Source organism: Streptomyces tardus (assembly GCF_018101125.2).
GTDB classification, from domain to species: domain Bacteria; phylum Actinomycetota; class Actinomycetes; order Streptomycetales; family Streptomycetaceae; genus Streptomyces; species Streptomyces tardus.
Map to the genome: position 1 here is coordinate 174,870 of NZ_JAELVF020000004.1, position 23,992 is coordinate 198,861.

Sequence of the window (23,992 nt, forward strand, 5' to 3'; positions counted from 1 at the left end):
CGGCGAATGGTTGAGCGAGGGGCCTCTTTCGGACAGAGTTGCGAACCAACCGAACGGGGTGAGGTCGGGATCTCCCAACTGAGGGCGACCCCAACTGCCTTGCCGGTTCGACTGCTGCGTGACGACGACCACGTCCGTGGCGCAGCGACCGCCCCCCACAGAATTACGAGGAGGACCCTCGTCATGGCTCAGCACAAGAGCTCCAAGCGCCGTATGTCCCTGGCCATCGGTGCAGCAGTCGCCGTTGCCGCCGGTGCCACCCTGATGGCCCTGCCCGCCGGTGCCTCCCAGGCCGAGGGCACCGTCTTCGGCGCCAACGCCAAGGGCGCCATCGACGGCAGCTACGTCGTTCTGCTGAAGGACGGCCAGGTCGGCGCGGCCAAGGCCGGCAAGGACCTGGTGTCCGAGTACGGCGGCAAGGTCAGCAAGACCTACGGTTCCACCATCAACGGCTTCTCGGCCAAGGGCCTGTCGGAGGCCGAGGCCAAGCGCCTCGCCGCCGACTCGTCGGTCGACAAGGTCGTGCAGAACAAGAAGTTCTCCATCAACGCGACGCAGGACAACCCGCCGTCGTGGGGTCTGGACCGTATCGACCAGGCCGAGACCGCCGGTGACGACGCCTACAACTACCCGGACAGCGCGGGTGAGGGCGTCACCGCCTACGTCATCGACACCGGTGTGAACATCGAGCACTCCGACTTCGAGGGCCGTGCGACCCACGGCTTCGACGCGGTCGACGGTGACGAGGACGCGGACGACGGCAACGGCCACGGCACCCACGTCGCCGGCACCATCGCCGGTGCCGCGCACGGTGTGGCCAAGAAGGCCGACGTCGTCGCGGTCCGCGTGCTGGACGACGCGGGCTCGGGCACCACCGAGGGCGTCATCGCCGGCATCGACTGGGTCACCGAGAACGCTTCGGGCCCGGCCGTCGCCAACATGTCGCTCGGTGGCGGCGCGGACGAGGCGCTGGACGCCGCCGTCCAGAAGTCCATCGACGCGGGCATCACCTACACCCTCGCCGCGGGCAACGAGTCCAGCGACGCCGGTCAGGGTTCGCCGGCCCGTGTGGAGGACGGCATCACCGTCGCCTCCAGCACGGACGCCGACGAGCAGTCCAGCTTCTCCAACTACGGTTCGGTCGTGGACATCTACGCGCCGGGCTCGGACATCACCGCTCCCTGGATCGGTGGTCCGGACGAGGTCGAGACCATCTCGGGCACCTCGATGGCCGCCCCGCACGTGGCCGGCGCCGCGGCGCTGTACCTCGGTGAGAACGGCGAGGCCGCCCCGGCCGACGTCGAGGCCGCGCTCGTCGAGGCCGGCACCAAGGACGCCATCACCAACCCGGGTGCGGACACCGACAACGTGCTGCTGAACGTCGGCACCGGTGAGGCCGCCAAGTGAGCATCGCTCACCACGGCTGACCCCCGCTCAGGGGTCGAGTGACAACGAGCCGCCCGCCACCTCCTTCGGGAAGTGGCGGGCGGCTCTGCGTGTTCACGAGGCACCCGGGGCCGCGAGCGGCGCCCCGACGACCGGCCCGGGGCGCGTCCGGTCTGCGGCGTCCGGGGCGAGGTGTCCGGGTCCGCGGTGTCCGGGTCCGCGGTGACGACCCGACCGCGGCGGGAGCGGCGCCCGGGTGCCGGGTGCGTCGCCCGCGGTGGTTCAACTCCCCGGTCCGGCCAGTGCGTCGGCCTCCTCCCGGGCGGTGAGGCCGGCGGCCCTTCGGGGGTGGGTGAACTCGACCGGCGGGCCGGCGGAGAGCCACTCCCAGGTGTCGGCGACTGTCTCCCGCAGCGGTCGGCAGCGCAGTCCGGCCGCCAGCGCGCGGCTCACGTCGGCGCGGTGCATGGTGTCGTGGAGCTCGCCCGGCGGGATCCAGACGGGCAGCTGGTTCCACGGCTCCAGGCCGGCCGCCTCGATCTCCTCGGGCGTGCGCCACACCAACTCCGCGTCCGAACCGGTGAGTTGGACACAGGTGGTGAGCAGCTCGTCCATGGTGGCGTGTCCCGACGGGGAGACGGTGTTGAAGGCGCCGCCGACGCCCGCGTCCACGGCCCGCAACGTCCAGCGCGCCAGGTCCTGGGCGTCGATGTACTGGAGCGGCAGATCGCGGGGGCCCGGCGCCAGAACCCGCCCGCCCCGCGCGATCCGTCGCAGCCACCACGGGAGTCGGCCCACGTTCTCGTAGCGGCCGAGGACCAGCCCGGCGCGCAGCAGCAGGGAGCGGTCACCGAAGAACTCCCGCACCGCCAGTTCACCGCCGCGCTTGTTGGTGGGGTAGTCGACGAACCCGGCGTCGGCGAAGGCGTCCACCAGGGGCGCGTCCTCGTCCGCGCCGGCCGGTGTCGGCTGGGCGTACACGGACCGGGTGGAGACATAGGCGTAGTGGGCGACCCGGTCCGCGAGCAGCGCGGCCGAGCGGCGCACCACCCGGGGAGCGCCGGTCCAGGTGTCGTAGACGGCGTCCCATTCGCCGCCGTCGAGAGCGTCGAGCCCGTCGTCCGTCTCGCGGTCGCCGACGAGCGCGCGTACGCCCTGCGGTGCGGGTCTGGTGCCGCGGCTCAGTACGGTGACCTCGTGACCTGCGGCGACGGCCTCCTCGGCCATCACCCGGCCGACGAAGTCCGTTCCGCCAAGAATCAGTAGTCGCATGCCGTCATGGTGCGCTCGGCGGGCGAGAGTTGGCGGCGGGTCGGCTCCCGGCGTAATCGCCCAGGGCGAACGGTCGTGTTCGCGTGCGCGGTGCGGGCGCCGGGACGTGTGGCGTACGCGCCCGGCTGTGAACCGCGGGCAGGCCGCGGGTGCTCGGCGGTCTCGCCGCCGACCAGCGCGCCGGCTATCGCGCCCTCGGTGCGTCGCCGGTCGGCGGGAGGACGGGCAGGCCCGCCCGGCGCCAGGCGCGGAAACCGCCGTCCAGATCTGTGGCGCGGGTGAGCCCGATGTGCCGCAGGGAGGCGGCGGCCAGGGTCGAGGCGTACCCCTCGTCGCAGAAGACGATCCAGTGGATGCCGAGGTCCGTGGCCTGCGGCAGCGCGCCCTCGTTGTACGGGTCCAGTCGCCACTCCAGATGGTTGCGCTCGACGACCAGCGCGCCGGCTATCGCGCCCTCGGTGCGTCGCCGGTCGGCGGGCCGGGTGTCGACCAGTACGGCGCCCTCCGCCACGGCGGCGAGCGCCGCGGCCGGGCCCGGACGCTCTAAGGTGGCCCGGAGCGCGGCCAGATGTGCGTCGATGCCACCGGCCTCCGCTTCCTGCGCGGGGTGGTCGGGCGCGTGCTCGACGGCGGTGCGGGACGGGTCGGCGGTCAACGGTCGACTCCTTCGGTGCGTACCAACTCCACGCTGCCGTCGTCGAGTTGACGGTAGTAGGACATCGCGGCGAGCGCGGGGGAGTAGGCGTGGATGCTCACCGCCGGCTCGGCGGAGAGGTTGGTGACCCGGTGCGTGTGGCGCGGGCCGAAGGCGCGGATGGACCCGGTCGGCAGCTCCCACGGCGTGGGGTGCACGGGGTGCGGCGACCGCGGGAAGGTGCGTTCGGTGAGTGCGCCGCGCACGACGGTGAAGGCGCCACTGGCCCCGCCGTGGTCGTGGATCTCGGTGCCCTGGCCGGGCAGCCAGGTCAGCAGCCACACCTCGTGGGCGTCGGTCACCTCCAGCCGAGTGTAGAACCGCTCCGGCGTGGTGAACTCCGCCTGCGCGGCCCAGAGTTCGGGCCGTGCAGCGAACGAGCGCACCGTTTCGGAGAGCGCCGTGGGAGTGAGGAGGCTGCTGCCCTGCGCGGGTTCGGAGGTGGGGCCGGCGGGCTGGAGCGTGGTGGACATCGTGTTCCCCGGAGGCTGTGGTGAGCGGACGCGGCGGTGGCGCACGCTGCACCGGACGGAAGCGGTGCGAAGAGACGCAGCTGCGCGGAGCAGATGCGTACGCGTCGTAGAGCCCGAAGCGGGCGGGTGCGGGACGACGCAGGGCGGAGGAAGCCGCGCCCGTGGGAACGGGGCTGCTCGCTGCGGATCAGGGTCGCGCGGCTGTCAGCGTCCGTCGCGGGGACACAGCGCGCTCGCCACGCGGACGAAGTCCACGTGGTGGCGGGCGAAGAGGCGCGTGCCGATCAGCATGGCCCCACAGTGGCAGGGATACCGCACCCGGTCAATCGGCCCCCGCTTCCGACCGCCCCAGGGCGGGGAGCACCGCGCAGAATCGGAGGGGCCTCGGCAGCATGCGGTCGGACATCGCCGCGCGGAAGGCGAACCGAGGAGGAACGGCGAAGGTGGGGAGAATTCTCCCCGCTGTGGAAAGGGCCTCCACAGGCTCTTCCGTCGCCGCTGCGGAACGCCTCCATCGAGGCGACGGACCTCGGTATTCCCGCATGGCGAGATTCTTCGGGAAAGCGTTGACGACCGACCGGAGTTGATGGCAGGGTCATCGATTGTGAGTCAAGCTGAAGTTCTCGTATCGCGTCGCCACGTCGACCTTCGACGTCACGCAAGCGCACTCTGTGCCGCTTGCCGCTGAACCGCGCCCAGCTGACCCCACCCCCTCCCCACCTGCCGCGGAACGAACTCCGGGTCGCTTCCGAGGCCGTGACGACGCCGATTCCGTCGGCTCCGTGATTCCGCCGCCGCTCTCCGCCCGCAGGCGCTGAGCGGCTCGCCCCACTTTGGTGCCTGCTCTGCGGCGCACCGCGGAGGCGGCAGGCGCACACCGCGGAACCGGCGGAAAGCGGCGGCGGTCGCGGAGGGAAACCACTCCCGTTCGACCGGGCTTTTCTCGCGTGCCTCTTCTGTAAATGTCCCGGTGTTCTCCGAGATTCTTCGCTCGGTGTCAGCGGGCTGTCTCCGTGTGCCTTTCACACGCCTTTTCCGTTCTCGTTCCCCGCCTTCTTCGTGCTGCCCCTGGATTGTTTCGCGCCCTGCCCGGACCGATGTGGACGGTGCTTTCCGCACTGTTTCGCACCGAGTCCGGCACCCACCGCCGTGTGCACTGCGCCGTGTGCCCTGTGCCGCCTCCGGTGGGCGCGTCACCTCTCCCGTCCTGCCGCACCCGTCCGACAGGAAGTTCTCCCTTGTCTCCCGTACTCGCGACCCGACGCGCGTTCCTGACTCTCACCGGTGCCGCCGCGGTGGCCGTCGGCTGCGGCCGGGCCACCGGCGGGGGCTCCGGCGGCTCCACCGACACCCTGCGCTACCAGGGCTGGGCCGGCCAGGTCACCCCCGCCGAACTGGCCGAGGAACTCGGCTACTTGGAGGGCGTCAAGCTCAAATGGGTCGGCAACACCATCTCCGGACCGCAGGACATCCAGTCCGCCGCCTCCGGCGAGGTCGACTTCGGCGGCGCCTTCAACGGAGCGGTGATCAAGCTCGCCGCAGCCAAGGCGCCGGTCACCGCGGTGATCAGCTACTACGGCTCGGACCGGGACGCTTACCACGGCTTCACCACCCTGGACGACGGATCGGTGCGCACCGCCCGCGACCTCATCGGCAAGAAGGTCGGGATGAACACACTCGGCGCGCACGCCGAGGCGATGCTGGACATCTACCTCCAACGCGAGGGCCTCAGCGAGAAAGAGGCCGAACGCGTCGAGCGGCTGGTCGTACCGCCCGTCAACATCGAGCAGACCCTGCGCAAACAGCAGATACATCTCGGAGCCCTCGACGGCGTACTGCGCGAGAAGGCGTTGGAACGCGGCGGTGTGCGCGTCCTCTTCAGCGACCACGCGATCCTCGGCGACTCCAGCGCCGGCACCTACGTCATCGCCGACCGTTTCATCGACCGCAACCCGGAGACCGTGCGCGCCTTCGTCACCGGAGTGGGTCGGGCCATCGAGTGGGCCCGCGCCGCACCGCGTGCGGAGGTTGTCGAGCTGAAGAAGAAGGTCATCAGGGACCGCGGACGCAACGAGGACACCGCGGCGCTTGCGCACTGGCGCTCCTACGGCGTGGCCGGCACCGGCGGCCGTATCGCCCCGAAGGAGCTGAACCTCTGGCTGGACTGGCTGCGCAAGCGCGGCGACATCAAAGCCGGCCAGGTGAAGGTCTCGGACATCTACACCAACGAGTTCAACGACTCCCCGAAGACCGCGGAGCCGCGGAACGAGAAGAGGGACTGAGCGCGTATGACAGCGAAGATCAACCTGCGCGCGGTGAGCAAGGCCTTTCCCGCGCGCGGCGGCAGAGAGTCCGTCCTCGCCCTGGACGGCCTCGAACTCGACATCGGGGCAGGGGAGTTCACCGTCGTCGTTGGCCCCAGCGGCTGCGGAAAGTCCACGCTTCTGGACCTCCTCGGCGGACTCGACCGGCCCACCTCCGGCGAGATCCTGCTGGACGGCGCTCCCGTCACCGGCCCCGGGCTGGACCGGGGGATCGTCTTCCAGCAGTACGCGCTGCTGCCCTGGCGTACAGCCGCCGGAAACGTCGAGTTCGGGCTGGAGGCCACCGGCACACCTCGCCGCGAACGGGCCGCGCTGGCCCGCGAGCACCTGGAGCTGGTCGGTCTCGGCGGCTTCGAGGACCGGCACCCGCACGAGCTGTCCGGCGGTATGCGCCAGCGCGTCGCGATCGCCCGCAGCCTGGCCTACGACCCCGGGGTCCTGCTGATGGACGAACCGTTCGCCGCGCTGGACGCGCAGACCAGGGAGTCACTCCAGGACGAGCTGCTGCGCATCTGGGAGCGCACCGGGAAGACGATCGTCTTCATCACCCACGGCATCGACGAGGCCGTCTACCTCGGCGGACGGGTCGCGGTGCTCACTTCCCGACCCGGCCGGATCAAGGACGTCGTCCCCGTCGAGCTCGGCGAGGCCCGTGCCGCACACGCCGATCTGCGGTCCTCTCCCGAATTCGCCCTGCACAGGCGTCAGGTGTGGCAGCTGCTGCACGAAGAGGTTGACCGCGCACAGGAGCTGGAGAGGGAGGCGGTCGCGCGATGACCATCGTGCTGGAGAAACCCGCGCCGGCGCGCAGCGGCCCCGGGGCCCCACCGCCGCACGACGACACCCCGGCCCGCGGCGCCCGCGCGCTGCGCGCCCTGGGCCGGCTGAGCCGGCTGACGTTGACCCGCAGTGTGGTGGTGCTGGCGCTGTTCGCGCTCTGGGAGCTCGCCCCGCGGTGGGAGCTCGCGGACCGTACGTTCCTTCCCCCGTTCACCGAAGTGGCCGCCGCCTGGTGGGAGTTGGCTCTCGACGGGCGGCTCTGGGAGAACACCGAGGCCAGTCTGGTCCGTTCGGGGCTGGGTTTCGGTCTCGCGGTGCTCTGCGCCGTGCCGCTGGGTCTGCTGATCGGCTGGTACCGGCCGCTCGCGGACCTGCTGAACCCGCTCCTGGAACTCTTCCGCAACACCGCGGCGCTCGCGCTGCTTCCGGTCTTCATCCTGCTGCTCGGGATCGGCGAGACCTCGAAGGTCGCCATCGTGCTCTTCGCCTGCACCTGGCCGATCCTGCTCAACACCGTCAGCGCCGTGCGCACCGTGGACCCCACGCTGATCCGGCTCGCCCGGTCCATGGACCTGTCGGCACCGAGGCTGTTGCAGAAGGTCGTCCTGCCCGCGGCGCTGCCGACCGTCTTCACCGGGATCCGGCTCGCCGGCGGCACCGCGATCCTCGTGCTCGTCGCGGCGGAGATGGTCGGCGCCAAAGCCGGCCTCGGCTTCCTCATCAACTCCTCGCAGTACAACTTCGCGATCCCGCAGATGTACGCCGGGATCATCACCATCTCCGCCCTGGGGCTGCTGCTCAACCAGCTGCTGCTGTGGGCGGAGCGCCGACTCACCTCCTGGCGACCCCAACCCCGGGGGTGACCTCGGACCGGCCGCACCTGAAACCCCGATCCGGCCGACCCGAAACCGCCCAACCCGACGACGAACCCGGAACGAAAGGCAACAATCCTCATGACCACCACCGCATTCGACATACGCCGCATCGGAGGTCGCATCGGCGCCGAACTGGTCGGCGTCGACCTCTCCCAGCCGCTGGAGCCGGCGCTGGCCGCCGAGATCAACGCCGCCCTCCTGGAGCACAAGGCACTGGTCTTCCGGGGCCAACACCTCGACGACGAGAGGCAGTTGCGCTTCGCCGCGCTCTTCGGGGAACTGACCGGCGCACACCCGACGGTGGACTCCGTCGACGGACGCCCCAACATCCTTCCCGTCGACGGCGGCGAGGGCATCCGCGCGAACCACTGGCACACCGACGTCACCTTCGTACGCACCCCGCCCAAGGCGTCGACCCTGCGCAGCCTCGTTGTGCCGCCCTACGGCGGAAACACCCTGATCGCCAACTCCCAGACCGCGTACCAGGATCTGCCCGAGGCGCTGCGCGAGCTGGCGGACCGGCTGTGGGCCGTCCACACCAACGACTACGACTACGCCACCCACTCCAGGCCGTCGAGCGACGCGGCGTCCGAGCACCGGGCGAAGTTCGTCTCGACCAAGTACCGCACCGCGCACCCGGTGGTGCGCGTCCACCCCGAATCGGGTGAACGCGGGCTGTTCATCGGCGGGTTCGCGCAGAGCCTGGTGGGCCTGAACTCCTCGGAGTCCAGGGATCTGCTGCGCATCCTCCAGTCCTACGTCACCCGCCCGGAGAACCTGCTCCGGGTCGTCTGGGAGCCGGGGGACGTCGTGCTTTTCGACAACCGCAGCACCCAGCACTACGCCCCGGACGACTACGGCGAGCTGCCCCGCCGGCTGCACCGGATCACCGTCGCCGGTGATGTGCCCGTCGGCGTCGACGGCCGGCACAGCTACATCCTCGAGGGCGACGAAGCCGCCCACTACACGCCGGCCGCAGCCTGACCAGCGGGTGGGGCGGGCTCATGTGCCCGCCCCACCCCGCCACCCGGCATCGCCCGGCGCCACCCGGCACCGCCCCGCATCGCCCGGCGCCGCGCCGCACCACTCGGCGCCTTCCCGAATCCCCCTCCACGCACCGCACTCCAGGAGTCTCCCGTGTCGCAGCCCGCCCTGACCTCCGCCCCTGCCCCCGCTCTCTCCGTCGTGTCGGCCGGCAGCCGCCACCTGCGCGTCGTCGACCCGCGTCGCACGAAGGACGTGCCGCTGGTCGGCTATCTGGTGCTCGCCCCGGAGGGCACCTCGCCGGCCGAACTCTTCGCCTCGACGGTGACGGTGCGCCGCGTCGATCCCCGGCTGCCCACGTCCGGGCCGCCGCCACTGGCCGCCGGCGCCGCGACCCAGCCGCGTACGGCGCTGCCCTCCGCCCCACCCGGACCCGCGGCGACAAGCCGGGCCGCCGCCGGAGCACCGCTGACCGAAGCGCCCGCGACCGTGGCGGAGGTGACGCAGAGCGGGGAGCAGGCCGCGCAGCAGCCGCCCGTCGTGGAGGCACCCGAGTCGGGTCCGGCCGCCGTGGTCATCGACCACGAGCGTTATGTGGCACTGCTGGACGGGACCGAACTCGACCTGACCTACCTGGAGTTCGAGCTGCTCGCCCATCTCGTGGGCCACCCGCACCGGGTGCACTCGCGGACCTCGCTGGTCTCCACCGTCTGGGGCTACGACTATCCGGGCGACGGCCGCACCGTCGACGTGCACATCGCCCGGCTGCGTCGAAAGCTCGGCGTCGAGCGGCGGGACAGCATCGTCACCGTGCGGCGGGTCGGCTACAAGTACGTGCCCGACCGGACCTGAGCGCGGCGACGCTCGCGCCGCGCGCGTTCCATCCAGCGCCCGGCTGGGGCGGGGCTGCACCCCTGCCCGCCGCCCCGCCCCAGCCGGGCGCGCCGCCCCTGTCGCCGAACGCACCCGCGCCGCACATCCGCAGCGCGCATCCGACCACACTCGCGCACCGCCCCCGCCCACATCCGCACCCGCACCGCACCACCGAGAAGGAGCCAGCGATGGCGCATGTACTCGCCCTCACCGGAAGCCCCTCGCCCACCTCACGCACCAACGCCCTGGTCCGCCACGTCGGTTCGCGGCTGAGCGCCACCGGACACACCGTCGACCATCTGGACGTGCGCGATCTGCCGCCCGTCGCGCTGCTCGCCGCCGACGCCTCCCACCCCGCCATCGCCGCCGCGCTGGCGGCCGTCGCCGAGGCGGACGCGGTCGTCATCGGCACCCCGGTCTACAAGGCCGCCTACAGCGGGCTGCTGAAGACGCTGCTCGACCTGCTGCCGCAGTCCGCGCTGGCCGGCAAGACGGTGCTGCCGCTTGCCACGGGCGGCACCCCGGCCCACGTACTGGCCATCGACTACGGGCTGAGACCCGTTCTCACCTCGCTCGGCACCGACAGTGTGCTGCGCGGCTGGTTCGTGACCGACCGTGAACTGTCGCTCGACGCGGACGGCGGGCTGACGCTGGGCCGAGAGGCCGCCGAGGGCGTCGAGGCGGCGGTCGAACGCCTCACCACGGCCCTCGCCGCCCGCGACGCCCTCGCTCCCCGCGACGCTCCAACTGCTCACGCCGCCCGCGGCCGGCACGACGCCCGCGGCCCCGGTGACGCCCGGGTCTCCGTCGCAGCCTGACCAGACCTTCTCCCACCCCTACGCCTTCCACTCCCGGAGCAGACACAGATGAGCCTGACCTTCCACTGGTTCCTGCCCACCAGCGGCGACAGCCGCCATGTGGTGGGCGGCGGGCACGGTACGCCCACCACCGCCTCGGGCGGCGACCGGCCGCCCTCCGTCGGCTATCTCAGCCAGATCGCTCGCGCCGCCGAACAGGTCGGCTTCACCGGCGCGTTGACGCCCACCGGCACCTGGTGCGAGGACGCCTGGCTGACCACCGCGCTGGTCAGCGAGAACACCGAACACCTCAAGTTCCTGGTCGCCTTCCGGCCCGGCCTGATCTCGCCCACGCTCGCCGCCCAGATGGCGTCCACCTACCAGCGGCAGACCGGTGGGCGGCTGCTGCTGAACGTCGTCACCGGCGGGGAGAGCGAGGAGCAGCGCGCCTTCGGCGACTTCCTCGACAAGGACGGGCGGTACGCCCGCACCGGCGAGTTCCTGGAGGTCGTACGGGGACTGTGGGCCGGTCGCAGCGTCAGCCTCGACGGCGCTCATCTGCGGGTGGAGCGCGCCGAGTTGACGCGGCTCCCCGATCCGGTGCCGCCGATCTACTTCGGCGGATCCTCGCCCGCAGCGGTGGCGGTCGCCGGTCGGCACAGCGATGTCTACCTCACCTGGGGAGAGCCGCCCGCGCAGGTCGCGCAGAAGCTGGACCGGGTGCGCGCGTCGGCGGCCGAGGAGGGGCGGACGGTGCGTTTCGGCATTCGTCTGCACGTCATCTCCCGCGACACCTCGGCCGAGGCGTGGGCCCAGGCGCAGCGGCTGCTGGACGGCTTCGACCCGGAGACGGTCGCCGCCGTACAACGAGGTCTGCACCGAAGCGAGTCCGAAGGGCAGCGGCGGATGCTCGAACTCCACGGCGGCGACCGGAGGTCGGGCGACAGCCGCGCGCTGGAGATCCACCCCGGGCTGTGGGCCGGAGTGGGGCTGGTGCGCGGCGGCGCGGGCACGGCGCTCGTCGGCAGCCATGTCGAGGTCGCCGAACTCATCAAGGAGTACCGGGAGTTGGGCATCGAGGAGTTCGTCCTCTCGGGGTACCCGCATCTGGAGGAGGCGTACTGGTTCGGCGAGGGAGTGCTCCCTCTCCTGGAACGCGAAGGGCTCTGGCACCACCCGCACCGTTCCGCACCGCTCGGGCCGCGACAGCACGAAGCGCCGCTGGCCACCGCATCCTGAAGCGCGCGCCGGGCCCGCGGGCCCGGCGCCGTTCCACACCCGCGCCGACCGGCGCCGTTCCGTCCCCGCGCCGGGCGCGCGGACGGAACGGGACCACCACGGGAGTCGCGCAGGTCGGGCCGTGCACTGCCCTCCGCTCGCAGGAGCGGGCTCAGGCGGCCTGCGCCGCGTCCGTCCCCGCCCGCGGGCTCGCCGCCCTGTGGACGGAACCGCCGCTGCGTACGGCCGCGGTCGTGTGCAGCTGCTCCCGCGCCCGGCGCAGCAGCAGTTGCGCGAGTTCCGGGGCGTCGCCCAGCACGGGTGCGCAGAGATCCGCGCCGCCGTCGAGCGCACCCGCCGCGATCCGGTCGGGCAGCCGCCCGGGGGCGATCACGTACGGCGCGACGGCGATGCGTCGTATCCCCTCGGCCCGCAGCGCGCGTACCGCGTCCTCGGTGCGGGGGCCGGAGGCGGAGGCGAACGCAGGACGCACAGCGCACCAGCCGGTGGTGCGCCGCCACTCCCGCGCGACGTCGGCAATCACTGCGATCGCCTCCGGATCGGAGGAGCCCGCCGCGGCCAGTACGACCCCGGTCGAGCCGATGTCGCCGGGCCGGAGCCCGGCTTCGCGCAGCCGCCGCTCCAGCGCGGCGACCAGCAGAGCGTCGGGGCCGAGCACCTCTGCCCGGGTGACCGACAGCCGGGGCAGCGCAAGGGCGGACTCCCGCAGCACGGCGGGGATGTCGGTCCTGGCGTGGAAGGCGCGGGTGAGGAGCAGCGGCAGCGCCACCACCTCGCACACCTCCCTGCCCTCGGTCACCGCCTCGGCGTGCAGCCGCTCCAGAACCTGCGGCACGCTCGGCGCGTTGAAGTCCAGATGGGCCGCTTCGACCCGGGCCCCGGGCGCCAGCAGGCGCAGCCGTGCGCACAGCCGGGCGACGGTCGCGGCGTGCCGCGGGTCGCGGCTGCCGTGCGCGACGACCAGCAGGGTCGGCCGGGGCCCGGGGTCGGGCCGTGGCAGTGCGTGGGGGAAGCGGTTCATGCGGCTTTCTCTCGGTGCGGGTAGGACGGAACGGACACGCTCGCCGGAGGCGGTGTCAGCGGCTCACCAGCAGACCGCGGCTGCGCAGCACCCGTCGTTCCAGCGGGGCGAAGACCAGCAGGTCGATGGCGATGCCGACGATCAGGATCAGCAGGATCGCGCTCAGGACCATCGCCATGTCCTGGTTGCCGCGCCCGTTCTCCAGCAACTGTCCCAGCCCGGCCCCGAGATCCGGGGAGCGCGCGATGATCTCCGCCGCCATCAGCGAACGCCAGGCGAACGCCCAGCCCTGCTTGAGGCCGGCGAGGTAGCCCGGGAGGGAGGCGGGCAGCAGCACATGCCGTACGCCGGCCAGCCCCGTCGCTCCGATGACCCGCCCCGCGCGCCGGTAGAGCGGCGGAACCTGGTCGAGGCCGGAGACCAGCCCGTTGGCGATCGAGGGCACCGCACCCAGCAGGATGACGGTGTAGATCATCGCGTCGGAGAGCCCGAACCAGATGATCGCCGCGGGCACCCAGGCCACCGAGGGCAGCGACTGGAGTCCGGTCAGGATCGGTCCGATGGCCGCCCGTACGAACCACACCTTGCCCACCAGCAGACCCAGCGGGGTGCCGATGACGATGGCGATGCCGAAGCCCAGGAGCCCGCGCGAGACGCTGGTCCAGATGACCTCCAGCAGGGTGCCCTTCAGCCACAGGTCGCCGATCGCGCTGCCCACCTGGAGCGGGCTGGGCAGCTGGTAGTCCTCCTTGAGCTCCAGCGCGAACGCCAGCTGCCACAGCAGCAGCACCAGCGCGATCGCCACCACGGGCGGGAGGACCTTGGTCAGCAGCACCCGGCCCAGCGAGGTGCGGGCGGCCGACTTGCTGTCCAGCGCGTCCAGCCCGGCCTCGAGACCGGCGAGGTCGGAGGCGGCCTGTCCGTTGCCGTCCGAGCCGCCGTTGCCGCCGGGGCCGCCCGGCCCGTTCACCGGGCCCGGCGCGCCGCTGTCGGCGGTGTCCCGGCCGGTCCGGTGCCGTTCACGGGCCGAGCCCGTTGTCTCAGTGTTGGCCATGACGACGGATCTCTCCCCGCAGCTCTTCGGTGATCTCGACGGACAGCTGCGCGACGGCGGCGTCCTCGATACGGCGCGGCTGGGGGATGTCCACCCGCCACTCGCGGGCGATCCGGCCGGGCCGGGAGGAGAGCAGCACCACCCGTTGGGCCAGCCGTACGGCCTCGCGCACGTTGTGCGTCACGAACAGCACCGAGACGTCCGTCTCGCGCCAGATGCGGGTCAGCTCCTCGTGCAGCACGTCCCGGGTGATGGCGTCGAGCGCGGCGAACGGCTCGTCCATCAGCAGGAGTTGACTGTCTTGGGCCAGCGCCCGCGCCAGCGCCACTCGCTGCCGCATACCGCCGGAGAGCTCGTGCACCCGCTTGCCGTGCGCGCCCTGGAGCCGTACCAGCTCCAGCAGCCGCTCCGCCTCGGCGCGGCGTTCGCCCTTGGGCAGTCCGCGCATCTTCAGCGCGAGCTCGATGTTCTTCCCCGCGGTCAGCCAGGGGAACAGCGCGTGCTCCTGGAACATCAGCGCCGCCCGTCCGCCGGGTACGTGGATCGAACCGGCGGACGGCCGGTCCAGCCCGGCCACCAGATTGAGCAGGGTGGACTTTCCGCAGCCGGACGCGCCGAGCAGGGTGACGAACTCGCCGGGTGCGACGTCCAGCGAGATGTCGTCCAGCACGAGCTGCTGCTCGCCCTGCCGGCCGAAGGACTTCGAGACGTGGTCGATACGCGCCGCGTAGCCGTGCTCGGTCTGCTCGTCGACCGGCGCCTTGAGAAGTGCGGTTGCCATCGCGGGCCACCTCCTACTGGGGTGATGGGTGGGCGGTCACGGTCACTTGGCGCCGAGTCCGGCGTCCTCGACGGCCGGCCGGCCCTCGGCCTCGAGCACCTTGTTGAGGATCGAGAGGTCGTAGATCCCCTTGATCTCGGCCTTGTCCAGGAGCCCGGAGTCGACGGCGTTCCTCGCCTGCTCGTCGAGGGTGGAGGCCAGCGGGTCGTCGGTGACCTCGATGTTCCGGAACGCCGGGTCGATCACGGACTTGGGGAGCTTCTTGCCGCCGTGCTTCTCCAGCCCGGCGTTGACCTGTTCGCGCGCCTTGCCGGGGTTGTCGTTGATCCAGGCGTTGGTCTTCACGGAGCCGCGGACGACCGCCTCGACGACTTCCGGGTGCTTCTCGAGGAACTTCTGCGAGACGATCAGATGGGTGGTGACGAACTTCCCGTCGTCCCACAGGTCGCGCTCGTCGATCAGCACCTTGCCGCCCTTGTCGAGGACGTTGGAGGCGGTCGGCTCGGGCACCCAGGCACCGTCCAGATCGCCCTGCTGGAAGGTGGTCGGAATCTCCTTGTTGTCCTGCCGGAGGACGGAGACGTCGCCCTTGCCGGTCTCGGGGTCGACCTTGTGGCCCTTCTCGTTCAGGTAGTTGAGCAGCGCCACGTCCTGGGTGTTGCCGGGCTGCGGGGTGGCGATCCGCTTGCCCTTCAGATCCGCCTCGCTCTTGATCTTCTCGGGGTCGACGACCAGCGAGGCGCCGCCCGAGGTGGCTCCGGCGACCACCCGCAGGTTCTTGCCCGCGGCCTTGGTGTACCCGTTGATGGCCGGCGAGGGACCGATCCAGGTCATGTCGACGGAGCCGGAGTTGAGCGCCTCGATCGCGGACGGGCCGGCGTTGAAGAGGTACGGCTTGGCCTGCGTGCCGCCGAGCTCCTTCTGGATGAGCCCCTCCCCGCCGAAGCCGACCAGCGGGGTGGCGTGGGTGACGTTGGCGAAGAAACCGACCTTCACCTCGTCCAGGCCGCCCACCTTCTTGCCCTCCGCCTTGGGCGCCCCGGCCTCGTCGGACGCCTCGGACCCGTAGCCGCACGCGGTCAGCAGCAGGGGGAACACGGCCGCGCCGGCCAGCGCGGCGAGGGTGCGGCGGCGGGACCCGGAACGGGCGGTGGGTGCAGACATGGGGCAAGTCCCTTCGAGACTCAGGCAGTCGGTGGCGGGGCTGGGGCGGTTCGGCATCGCATACATCGGTCGATGCCGCCGTGCCCGCTCCCCACCACGCCGTCGCCTATCCGGCCGCCGCGCTGGTCGAAGGTGGTGAAAACCGAGTCGATCATCTGTCAGAAGTCCCAGCCGTCGTCGTCGCGCTCGGCCGTGTGCAGCTCGTCGGCCTTCTCCGCGAACGCGTCGCCGGCCATGCCCGCCGTGAGCGTGGTGCCGTCGGCCGGGTCGATCAGCAGGAAGGAGCCGGTGCGCCGGGAGGTGGCGTACGCGTCGAGCGCCAGCGGTTCGGCGGTGCGCAGCACCACCCTGCCGATCTCGTTGGCCACCAGCTCGCCGGGCTCGGGGTGCTGGGAGAGGTCGTCCAGAGTCAGCCGGGAGGGAAGCTCCCTGACGATCGCCTTGACCGTGCGGGTGGTGTGCTTGAGCAGCACCCTCGCGCCCGGACGCAGCGGGCGGTCGTGCAGATGGCAGACGGTCGCGGTGAGGTCCTGGCTCGGCTCGGGACGGTCGTCGACGGGCACCAGCAGATCGCCGCGGGATATGTCGAGGTCGTCGGTCAGCCGCAGCGTCACCGACTGCGGGGCCCAGGCGACGTCGACCTGCTCACCGAGCGCGTCGATGGCCTCGACGGTGCTGGCGCGGCCCGAGGGCAGTACCGCGACCCGCTGGCCGACGCGCAGGATGCCGGAGGCGATCTGGCCCGCGTAGCCGCGGTAGTCCGGGAGTTCGGCGGTCTGCGGACGGATGACGTACTGCACGGGGAAGCGCGCCACGTCCTCGGACGGGTCGTGGCCGACCGGCACCGTCTCCAGGTGCTCCAGGACGGTGGGCCCGCCGTACCAGGGCATCCGCGCGGAGGCGGTCACCACGTTGTCGCCTGCCAGCGCCGAGATGGGGATGGCGGTGACCTCGGGCACGCCCAGCTCCGCGGCGTACCGGGTGAACTCCCGCGCGATGTCCGCGAAGTCGGGCTCCGCGTAGTCGACCAGGTCCATCTTGTTGACCGCGAGCACCACGTGCGGCACGCGCAGCAGCGCGGCCACCGCGGCGTGCCTGCGGGTCTGCTCGACCACTCCGTGCCGGGCGTCGACCAGGATGATCGCCAGCTCGGCGGTGGAGGCTCCGGTGACCATGTTCCGGGTGTACTGCACGTGCCCGGGGGTGTCGGCCAGGATGAACCGGCGCCGAGGAGTGGCGAAGTAGCGGTAAGCGACGTCGATGGTGATGCCCTGCTCGCGCTCCGCGCGCAGCCCGTCGGTCAGCAGCGCCAGGTCCGGCGTCTCCTGGCCGCGGTTGCGAGAGGCGTGCTCGACGGCCTCCAACTGGTCGCTCAGCACCGACTTGGAGTCGTGCAGCAGCCTGCCCACCAGGGTGGACTTGCCGTCGTCGACCGAGCCCGCGGTGGCGAAGCGCAGCAGCGCGGTCGCCGCGGTCGCCGTCGGATCGGCCTCGAAGGCCGTCTGTTCGGTGGTCATCAGAAGTACCCCTCGCGCTTGCGGTCTTCCATCGCGGCCTCGGAGAGCTTGTCGTCCGCCCGGGTGGCACCGCGTTCGGTGAGCCGGGAGGCCGCGATCTCGGTGATGACCTTCTCGATCGTGTCGGCGTCGGAGTCGACCGCGCCGGTGCAGGACATGTCGCCGACGGTGCGGTAGCGCACCCGACGGCGCTCCAGCGACTCGCCCCGGCCGGGCCCGCCCCACTCGCCGGGAGCCAGCCACATGCCGCTGCGCGCGAACACCTCGCGCTCGTGCGCGTAGTAGATGGCGGGCAGTTCGATCTTCTCGCGCAGGATGTACTGCCAGACGTCCAGCTCGGTCCAGTTCGACAGCGGGAAGACGCGTACGTGCTCGCCGGGGGAGTGGCGCCCGTTGTAGAGCTGCCACAGCTCGGGGCGCTGGCGGCGCGGGTCCCAGCCGCCGAACTCGTCCCGCAGCGAGAACACCCGCTCCTTGGCGCGGGCCTTCTCCTCGTCGCGGCGGCCACCGCCGAACACGGCGTCGAAGCGGCCCGCCTCGATCTCCCGGAGCAGCGGCACCGTCTGGAGGGGGTTGCGGGTGCCGTCCGGGCGCTCGCGCAACTCGCCGCGGTCGATCAGCTCCTGGACCGAGCCGACGTGCAGCCGCAGCCCGTGCTGCGCGACCGTGCGGTCCCGGTACTCCAGCACCTCGGGGAAGTTGTGGCCGGTGTCCACGTGCAGCAGCGCGAACGGCACCGGTGCCGGCGCGAACGCCTTCAGCGCCAGATGCAGCATCACGATGGAGTCCTTGCCGCCGGAGAAGAGGATCACCGGCCGCTCGAACTCGCCCGCCACCTCCCGGAAGATGTGCACGGCCTCCGACTCCAGCGCGTCCAGGTGGCTGAGCGCGTACGGGCTGTCCTTCTCCTCAGTGGCGGTGGTCGTGACACTCACGCCGATCCCCTCTCCCTCAGCAGCGACTCGAGCGCCGCGGCGGACTCCGAGACGCTCTGCTCGTGTGCGGCGATCCGCAGGTCCGGATCGACCGGAGCCTCGTACGGGTCGTCCACGCCGGTCAGGCCGGTGATCTCACCGCCGGCCTGCTTGGCGTACAGGCCCTTCACGTCGCGGACCGAGCAGACCTCCACCGGCGTCGCCACGTGCACCTCCAGGTACGAGGTGCCCGCGGCCCGGTGCCGTTCGCGCACGGCTTCGCGGGACTCGGCGTACGGCGCGATCACCGGCACCAGCACGGTCACCCCGTGCGAGGCCAGCAACTGGGCGACGAAGCCGATGCGTTGGACGTTGGTGTGGCGGTCCTCGCGGGAGAAGCCGAGCCCCGCGGAGAGGAACTCGCGGATCTCGTCGCCGTCCAGCACCTCCACCCGGCGGCCCGCGGCGCGCAGCCGGGGCGCCAACTCCCGCGCCAGCGTGCTCTTTCCGGCGCTCGGCAGCCCGGTCAGCCACACCGTCACGCCACCGCTGTCCGCGTCCGTGGGCGTGGCCGAGTGCCCGCCCGTGTCGGTGGCCGTGTCGGGGCTCGTGATGCCGGTGCCGACGTCGGTCGGCGGCCCGGTCGTTGCGGTGCCCGCAGTCGTCATCTCCCGCTCCCTGCTCGTCGTCGGGGCCATCAGCCGTGCAGTCCGCACTCGGTCTTGGTGTTGCCCGACCAGCGGCCGGCCCTGGCGTCCTCGCCGGCGGCGACCCGGCGGGTGCACGGGGCGCAGCCGATGGAGGCGTAACCGTCGGTCAGCAGCGGGTTGGTGAGCACGCCGTGCGCGCCGACGTACTCCTCCACATCGGCAGCGGTCCAGCGCGCGATCGGGGAGACCTTGACCTTCCGGCGACGCTCGTCCCAACCGACCACCGGAGTGTTCGCCCTGGTCGGCGACTCCTCCCGGCGCAGCCCGGTCGCCCACGCGGCGTAGCCGGCCAGGCCCTCCTCCAGCGGTTGGACCTTCCGCAGCGAGCAGCACAGGTCCGGGTCGCGGTCGTGGAGCCTCGGCCCGTACCGGGCGTCCTGCTGCGCGACGCTCTGACGGGGCGTCAGGGTCGTGACGTTGACGTCCATCACCTGGGCGACGGCGTCACGGGTGCCGATGGTCTCGGGGAAGTGGTAGCCGGTGTCCAGGAAGACCACGTCGACGCCGGGCCGCACCCGCGAGGCGAGATGGGCGACGACCGCGTCCTCCATCGAGGAGGTCACACAGAAGCGAGCGCCGAAGGTTTCCGTCGCCCAGCGCAGGATCTCCGACGCGGTGGCGTCCTCCAGCCGACGCCCCGCCTCCTCGGCGAGCTCGCGCAGCTCCGCGTCCGTGCTCATCGGTGCTCCTCCTCGCTCCGGTCGTGCGTCGGGGACGTGTCCGCGGGAGCGGAAGCTCCGCCGCGGAAGCCCGCGGCAAGCAGCCCGAGGAACTTCACCGCGAACGCCCGGTTGCAGTCCGCGCACTCCCAGGCGCCCGGCCCTTCCTCGGACGGCCGCAGGTCCTCCTCGCCGCAGTACGGGCAGTAGTACGGCGCCGCTCGCTCGCTCACTTGAGGTCGCCCTCCTCGGCCCGGGCCGCCCACTGGGCGAAACGTTCGCCGTCGGTGCGCTGCTGCTGGAAGTTGTGCAGGACGCGCTCGACGTAGTCGGGCAGCGCGGCGGCGGTGACCTTGAGGCCGCGCACCTTGCGGCCGAAGCCCGGTTCGAGGCCGAGCGAGCCGCCGAGGTGCACCTGGTAGCCCTCGACCTGTTCGCCGTTCTCGTCCAGCATCAGCTGGCCCTTGAGCCCGATGTCGGCGACCTGGATGCGGGCGCAGGAGTTGGGGCAGCCGTTGATGTTGATGGTGACGGGCTGGTCGAAGTCGGGCATCCGACGTTCCAGCTCCTCGATCAGCGACTGGCCCCGGCCCTTGGTCTCCACGATCGCGAGCTTGCAGAACTCGATGCCGGTGCAGGCCATCGTGCCCCGACGGAAGGGCGAGGGGGTCGTGGTGAGCCCCAGCGCGCCCAACTCCTCGCTGAGCGAGGCGACCTGCTCCTCGGGAACGTCGAGCACGATCATCTTCTGCTCGGCGGTGGTGCGCACCCGGCCCGAGCCGTGTGCCTCGGCGAGATCGGCGATCTTCGTCAGCGTGGCGCCGTCGACCCGGCCGACGCGCGGTGCGAAGCCGACGTAGTAGCGGCCGTCCTTCTGCCGGTGCACGCCGACGTGGTCGCGCCACTGCTGGACGGGCGCCTCGGGTGCGGGCCCGTCGGCCAACTTCCGTCCCAGGTACTCCTCTTCGAGCACCTCCCGGAACCGCTCGGCGCCCCAGTCCGCGACCAGGAACTTGATCCTGGCCCGGGTGCGCAGCCGCCGGTATCCGTAGTCGCGGAAGATTCCGATGACGCCCTCGAAGACGTCGGGCACCTCGTCGACACCGACCCAGGCGCCCAGCCGTACACCGATCTTGGGGTTGGTGGAGAGGCCACCGCCCACCCAGACGTCGAAGCCGGGCCCGTGTTCGGGGTGGTCGACGCCCACGAAGGCGACGTCGTTGATCTCGTGCGCCACGTCGAGCAGCGGCGAACCGGAGATCGCGGACTTGAACTTCCTGGGCAGGTTGGAGAAGGCGGGGTTGCCGACCACCCTGCGGTGGATCTCGTCGATCGCCGGCGTCCCGTCGACGATCTCGTCCTCGGCGATGCCGGCCACCGGAGAGCCGAGGATCACCCGCGGGGTGTCGCCGCACGCCTCGGTGGTCGAGAGCCCGACCTCCTCCAGCCGGCGCCAGATCTCCGGCATGTCCTCGATCCGGATCCAGTGGTACTGGACGTTCTGCCGGTCGGTGATGTCGGCGGTGCCCCGGCCGAACTCCTCGGAGATCTCGCCCACCACACGCAGCTGACGGGTGGTCAGCCGCCCGCCGTCGATCCGGACCCGGAGCATGAAGTACTTGTCGTCCAGCTCCTCCGGCTCCAGCACCGCCGTCTTGCCGCCGTCGATGCCGGGCTTGCGCTGGGTGTACAGACCCCACCAGCGCATGCGTCCGCGCAGGTCGGCCCCGTCGATCGAGTCGAACCCCTGCCGGGAGTAGATCGTCTCGATGCGTGTCCGGACGTTGAGACCGTCATCGTCCTTCTTGGTCTGCTCGTTGGGGTTCAGCGGGGTGAGATGTCCCTTGGCCCACTGCCCCTCGCCGCGGTGGCGGCCCGTCTTGCGGCGGGCTGGGGCGGCAGCGGTCGGCTTGGCGTTGTCGGCCATGGCGGAAACGTCCTTCGGGCTGACGGGGTGTGGCGGCTCGGGTCAAGAAGGCTCGGACCTGCGGAAACGGGGCACGCGCCGGCGCCCCGCGGCAGAGGGGGAGAGCTGGGAGAGGGGGAACGCCCGCGACGGTGGGGGCGGTTCGATGCTGCTGTGCTGGGACTGTCAGCCCGCTCAACACATGGCGCTGGACATGCGGCCGAGGTCGACGTGACGTCGACTCACCAAGGCGGTTCCAGCTCCGGACATGACGGAAGACTTGCACGGTGATTTGGATCCAGTCCAGCTTCGTCCGCGATGCGGACAACTCGGTCCTACTCTGTGAGACATGTGGGCTCGCTCACATCATTGCAGGTCAGGGGTGTCGTACGGCGCCTGTGGTCGGGTTCGGCCGGGGCGGTTGTGCAGCGTGGGGGAGCGGTGGTCGGTGAGGCGCGCGACCGCGGCCGGATGTCGGCGGACGACGCCGGGCGTCACGCTCCCGGCCAGGGGCCCGGAGCGGCGACCGCCGGCTCCTCCTCGGTCCTGGTGTCGAACACCCGGAACCCGCGACGCCGGTAGTTGGCCAGTGCGTACGGCCCGTCCTTGCTGCACGTGTGCAGCCAGACCCGCTCGGTCCGGCGGCGGTCGGGCAGTCGGTCGGCCAGGTCCCAGGCGCGAGCCGTGCCTTCGCTCAGCAGCAGCGCACCGATGCCCCTGCCGCGGAAGGCGGGCAGCAGGCCGAAGTAGCCGATCTCCACGACGCCCTCGTCCTGTGCGTCCAGCTCCACGAAACCGGCCGGGGTGTCCCGGTCGTACGCCACCCAGGTCTCCACTCCCGGCCGTTCGAGCAAGGTGCGCCACTGCTCGTACCTCCAGCCGAGGCGATCCGTCCAGGTCACGTCCGCACCCACCGAGGTGTAGAGAAACCGGCTGAACTCCGGGCTCGGCACCGCCGCCCGGACGATCCGTATCCCGGACAGGTCGTCCGAGTGCTGGACAGCAAGGAGGTCCCGGGGCGAGGTCTGCTCCAGCGACCAGGTGGTGACGGTGCGCGTTTCCATGCGTCGATCCCATCACGGTCGCCCCGCGCCTCGTGCCGAAGGGCCGCTGAAGCGTGCCTTCTCCCCGCGGCTGCGAGGGGGCGAGCGTGTCACCGGTGCGTGCGCACCCTCCGCGTACGGCTACGTTGAGGGCGTGTGCGCAGCGAGAACGACCGAGGACGAGCAGCCGGAACCCAAGCCGGGAACGGCCCGTCTGTACCGAAACATCCCCAAGCGGCGCCTCAGCTGGCTGCTGCTCAAGGACACGGTCAACTCCTGCATCGAGTACCGGGTCCTCGGCCTGGCCGCGGAGGCGGCGTTCTTCACCCTGCTCTCCCTGCCGCCCCTGCTGCTGGGACTCATCGGCCTGCTCGGGTACATGGATGCCTGGATCGGCACCGACACTATCGAGAACGTCCGGGCCAACATCCTCGAGGCGTCCTCCAAGGTGCTCTCGGACCGGGGCGTCGAGGACATCGCCACGCCCCTGATCGACGACGTCATCAAGGACGGGCGGCCCGACATCGTCTCGTTCGGCTTCGCGCTGGCGCTGTGGTCCGGCTCGCGCGCCGTCAACGTCTTCATCGACACCATCACCGTGATGTACGGGCTGGACGGCCACCGCGGAATCGTCAGAACCCGGCTGCTGGCCTTCCTGCTCTACGTCGTCGCCATCCTCCTGGGAGCCGTCGCGCTGCCGCTGATGGTGGTCGGGCCCGAGGTGGTGGTGGGCTGGGTGCCCCAACTGGAGTGGCTGGTCAGGTTCTTCTACTGGCCGGTCATCCTGCTGCTGTCGATCGTCTTCCTGACCACGCTCTTCCACGTCTCGGTCCCCGTCCGGTCCCCGTGGCGGGAGGACATCCCCGGTGCGCTGGTGGCGCTGATCATGTGGGTCGGCGGCAGCTTCCTGCTGCGGGTCTACCTCACCAGCACCGTCGAGGGGCCCACCATCTACGGCTCGCTGGCCGCCCCCGTCGCCGTACTCCTGTGGATCTTCGTCTCCGCCTTCGCCGTGCTGGTGGGGGCCGCGGTCAACGCGGCGATCGACCGCGTCTGGCCCTCCGTGGCCACCGCCGCGGCCCGGCGGGCCAGGGAACAGCTCAAGGAGGACCAGGCCGCGGCCCTGGTCGCAGCCGTCGCGGCCCGCAAGGGCCGGCAGCACGAAGCATCCGCCGAGGGCGACGACCCCGACAACGACCCCGACGGCGACGACGATCACCACGACCCCGATCACGGCAACTCCGATCACGGCGACCGTGACCGTGGCGACGAGGCGGAGAGCGAGGCGGGCCCCGACGGTGCAGCGGACCGGCGGGGTGCCACCCCTTCCGGCCCGGGGCCCTGCGCCGGTGCGCGATCCGCCACCGGCGCAGGTACTGAGCGCGCCGGTGAATCGGGCTCCGGGCAGGGTCCGACGGGTGAGCAGCCGGCCGAGTTCCCCGAGCGCTGGGCCCGCTTCCACCCGCCGGAGGACCTGCGCTCGCGCCTGCGCGGCCCGCACCGGGAGTAGCGGCGGCGGACGCCCC

General features: G+C 71.7%; 24 protein-coding genes. 9 read left to right on the forward strand and 15 right to left on the reverse strand.

The genetic code is table 11. The features are described 5' to 3' along the window. Window positions 1–183: 183 nt before the first annotated feature. Window positions 184–1,407 carry a S8 family peptidase gene (locus JGS22_RS23280; protein ID WP_211042107.1) on the forward strand — a complete coding sequence of 408 codons (1,224 nt, stop codon included), beginning with the start codon at window positions 184–186 and terminating at the stop codon, window positions 1,405–1,407. 261 nt (window positions 1,408–1,668) lie between these two features. Here the strand turns inward: JGS22_RS23280 and JGS22_RS23285 are convergent, their stop codons facing one another. From JGS22_RS23285 to JGS22_RS23295, 3 genes are all read right to left on the reverse strand, one after another. Further along, window positions 1,669–2,658 carry an NAD-dependent epimerase/dehydratase family protein gene (locus JGS22_RS23285; RefSeq protein ID WP_216815133.1) on the reverse strand — a complete coding sequence of 330 codons (990 nt, stop codon included), beginning with the start codon at window positions 2,656–2,658 and terminating at the stop codon, window positions 1,669–1,671. 184 nt (window positions 2,659–2,842) lie between these two features. Next, a complete protein-coding gene (locus JGS22_RS23290; RefSeq protein WP_216815134.1) occupies window positions 2,843–3,313 on the reverse strand; it encodes a rhodanese-like domain-containing protein in 471 nt (156 codons plus the stop codon). Next, entirely contained in the window at window positions 3,310–3,825 is a 516-nt protein-coding gene (locus JGS22_RS23295) for a cysteine dioxygenase (protein ID WP_211038358.1), read from the reverse strand. Before JGS22_RS23295 ends, JGS22_RS23290 begins: the two co-directional genes overlap by 4 nt. Before the next feature lie 1,238 nt (window positions 3,826–5,063). Here JGS22_RS23295 and JGS22_RS23300 point away from each other — a divergent pair. The 7 genes from JGS22_RS23300 to JGS22_RS23330 all read left to right on the forward strand — a co-directional run bounded on the left by JGS22_RS23300 (window position 5,064) and on the right by JGS22_RS23330 (window position 11,697). Next, window positions 5,064–6,107 carry an ABC transporter substrate-binding protein gene (locus JGS22_RS23300; RefSeq protein WP_236074315.1) on the forward strand — a complete coding sequence of 348 codons (1,044 nt, stop codon included), beginning with the start codon at window positions 5,064–5,066 and terminating at the stop codon, window positions 6,105–6,107. 6 nt (window positions 6,108–6,113) lie between these two features. Continuing rightward, complete coding sequence (locus JGS22_RS23305) at window positions 6,114–6,926, forward strand: ABC transporter ATP-binding protein (protein ID WP_211038361.1); 813 nt, start codon at window positions 6,114–6,116, stop codon at window positions 6,924–6,926. Next, window positions 6,923–7,792: an ABC transporter permease gene (locus tag JGS22_RS23310; protein ID WP_211038363.1), complete on the forward strand. Its 870-nt coding sequence runs from the start codon at window positions 6,923–6,925 to the stop codon at window positions 7,790–7,792. Before JGS22_RS23305 ends, JGS22_RS23310 begins: the two co-directional genes overlap by 4 nt. A gap of 90 nt (window positions 7,793–7,882) precedes the next feature. Beyond that, complete coding sequence (locus JGS22_RS23315; RefSeq protein WP_211038365.1) at window positions 7,883–8,788, forward strand: TauD/TfdA dioxygenase family protein; 906 nt, start codon at window positions 7,883–7,885, stop codon at window positions 8,786–8,788. 153 nt (window positions 8,789–8,941) lie between these two features. Then, window positions 8,942–9,640, forward strand: coding sequence for a winged helix-turn-helix domain-containing protein (locus JGS22_RS23320; protein ID WP_308405861.1), 699 nt, complete (start codon window positions 8,942–8,944; stop codon window positions 9,638–9,640). A 209-nt stretch (window positions 9,641–9,849) separates the two neighbouring features. Further along, window positions 9,850–10,479: an NADPH-dependent FMN reductase gene (gene ssuE, locus JGS22_RS23325; RefSeq protein WP_211038367.1), complete on the forward strand. Its 630-nt coding sequence runs from the start codon at window positions 9,850–9,852 to the stop codon at window positions 10,477–10,479. Between the two features lie 48 nt (window positions 10,480–10,527). After that, window positions 10,528–11,697 carry an LLM class flavin-dependent oxidoreductase gene (locus JGS22_RS23330; RefSeq protein ID WP_211038369.1) on the forward strand — a complete coding sequence of 390 codons (1,170 nt, stop codon included), beginning with the start codon at window positions 10,528–10,530 and terminating at the stop codon, window positions 11,695–11,697. Between the two features lie 151 nt (window positions 11,698–11,848). Here the strand turns inward: JGS22_RS23330 and JGS22_RS23335 are convergent, their stop codons facing one another. From JGS22_RS23335 to JGS22_RS23385, 12 genes are all read right to left on the reverse strand, one after another. Further along, the gene (locus JGS22_RS23335; RefSeq protein ID WP_211038371.1) at window positions 11,849–12,718 is read right to left on the reverse strand and encodes a sirohydrochlorin chelatase; all 870 of its coding nucleotides are present in this window, start codon (window positions 12,716–12,718) and stop codon (window positions 11,849–11,851) included. A 55-nt stretch (window positions 12,719–12,773) separates the two neighbouring features. Further along, window positions 12,774–13,772, reverse strand: a complete 999-nt coding sequence (locus tag JGS22_RS23340) for an ABC transporter permease (RefSeq protein ID WP_211038373.1) — start codon at window positions 13,770–13,772, stop codon at window positions 12,774–12,776. Then, on the reverse strand, window positions 13,759–14,553 hold the full coding sequence (locus JGS22_RS23345) for an ABC transporter ATP-binding protein (protein ID WP_211038375.1): 795 nt from the start codon (window positions 14,551–14,553) through the stop codon (window positions 13,759–13,761). The genes JGS22_RS23340 and JGS22_RS23345 overlap by 14 nt, the downstream gene beginning before the upstream one ends. A gap of 42 nt (window positions 14,554–14,595) precedes the next feature. Continuing rightward, on the reverse strand, window positions 14,596–15,717 hold the full coding sequence (locus JGS22_RS23350) for an ABC transporter substrate-binding protein (RefSeq protein WP_211038377.1): 1,122 nt from the start codon (window positions 15,715–15,717) through the stop codon (window positions 14,596–14,598). A gap of 158 nt (window positions 15,718–15,875) precedes the next feature. Continuing rightward, the gene (locus JGS22_RS23355; protein WP_211038380.1) at window positions 15,876–17,234 is read right to left on the reverse strand and encodes a sulfate adenylyltransferase subunit 1; all 1,359 of its coding nucleotides are present in this window, start codon (window positions 17,232–17,234) and stop codon (window positions 15,876–15,878) included. Beyond that, window positions 17,234–18,169, reverse strand: a complete 936-nt coding sequence (cysD, locus tag JGS22_RS23360; protein ID WP_211038382.1) for a sulfate adenylyltransferase subunit CysD — start codon at window positions 18,167–18,169, stop codon at window positions 17,234–17,236. The genes JGS22_RS23355 and cysD overlap by 1 nt, the downstream gene beginning before the upstream one ends. Beyond that, window positions 18,166–18,816: an adenylyl-sulfate kinase gene (gene cysC, locus JGS22_RS23365; RefSeq protein WP_211038383.1), complete on the reverse strand. Its 651-nt coding sequence runs from the start codon at window positions 18,814–18,816 to the stop codon at window positions 18,166–18,168. Before cysC ends, cysD begins: the two co-directional genes overlap by 4 nt. A gap of 29 nt (window positions 18,817–18,845) precedes the next feature. Next, window positions 18,846–19,538: a phosphoadenylyl-sulfate reductase gene (locus JGS22_RS23370; protein ID WP_211038385.1), complete on the reverse strand. Its 693-nt coding sequence runs from the start codon at window positions 19,536–19,538 to the stop codon at window positions 18,846–18,848. Next, window positions 19,535–19,750, reverse strand: coding sequence for an eL43 family ribosomal protein (locus JGS22_RS23375; protein ID WP_211038387.1), 216 nt, complete (start codon window positions 19,748–19,750; stop codon window positions 19,535–19,537). Before JGS22_RS23375 ends, JGS22_RS23370 begins: the two co-directional genes overlap by 4 nt. After that, window positions 19,747–21,444, reverse strand: a complete 1,698-nt coding sequence (locus JGS22_RS23380; RefSeq protein WP_211038389.1) for a nitrite/sulfite reductase — start codon at window positions 21,442–21,444, stop codon at window positions 19,747–19,749. Before JGS22_RS23380 ends, JGS22_RS23375 begins: the two co-directional genes overlap by 4 nt. A 174-nt stretch (window positions 21,445–21,618) precedes the next feature. Next, window positions 21,619–21,774 (reverse strand): putative leader peptide, encoded by a 156-nt coding sequence (locus JGS22_RS27490; RefSeq protein ID WP_372454344.1) that lies wholly within the window; start codon window positions 21,772–21,774, stop codon window positions 21,619–21,621. A gap of 143 nt (window positions 21,775–21,917) precedes the next feature. After that, window positions 21,918–22,487 (reverse strand): GNAT family N-acetyltransferase, encoded by a 570-nt coding sequence (locus JGS22_RS23385; RefSeq protein ID WP_211038391.1) that lies wholly within the window; start codon window positions 22,485–22,487, stop codon window positions 21,918–21,920. A 193-nt stretch (window positions 22,488–22,680) separates the two neighbouring features. Here JGS22_RS23385 and JGS22_RS23390 point away from each other — a divergent pair, with 193 nt between their 5' ends. After that, on the forward strand, window positions 22,681–23,976 hold the full coding sequence (locus tag JGS22_RS23390) for a YihY/virulence factor BrkB family protein (RefSeq protein WP_236074374.1): 1,296 nt from the start codon (window positions 22,681–22,683) through the stop codon (window positions 23,974–23,976). Window positions 23,977–23,992 lie beyond the last annotated feature (16 nt).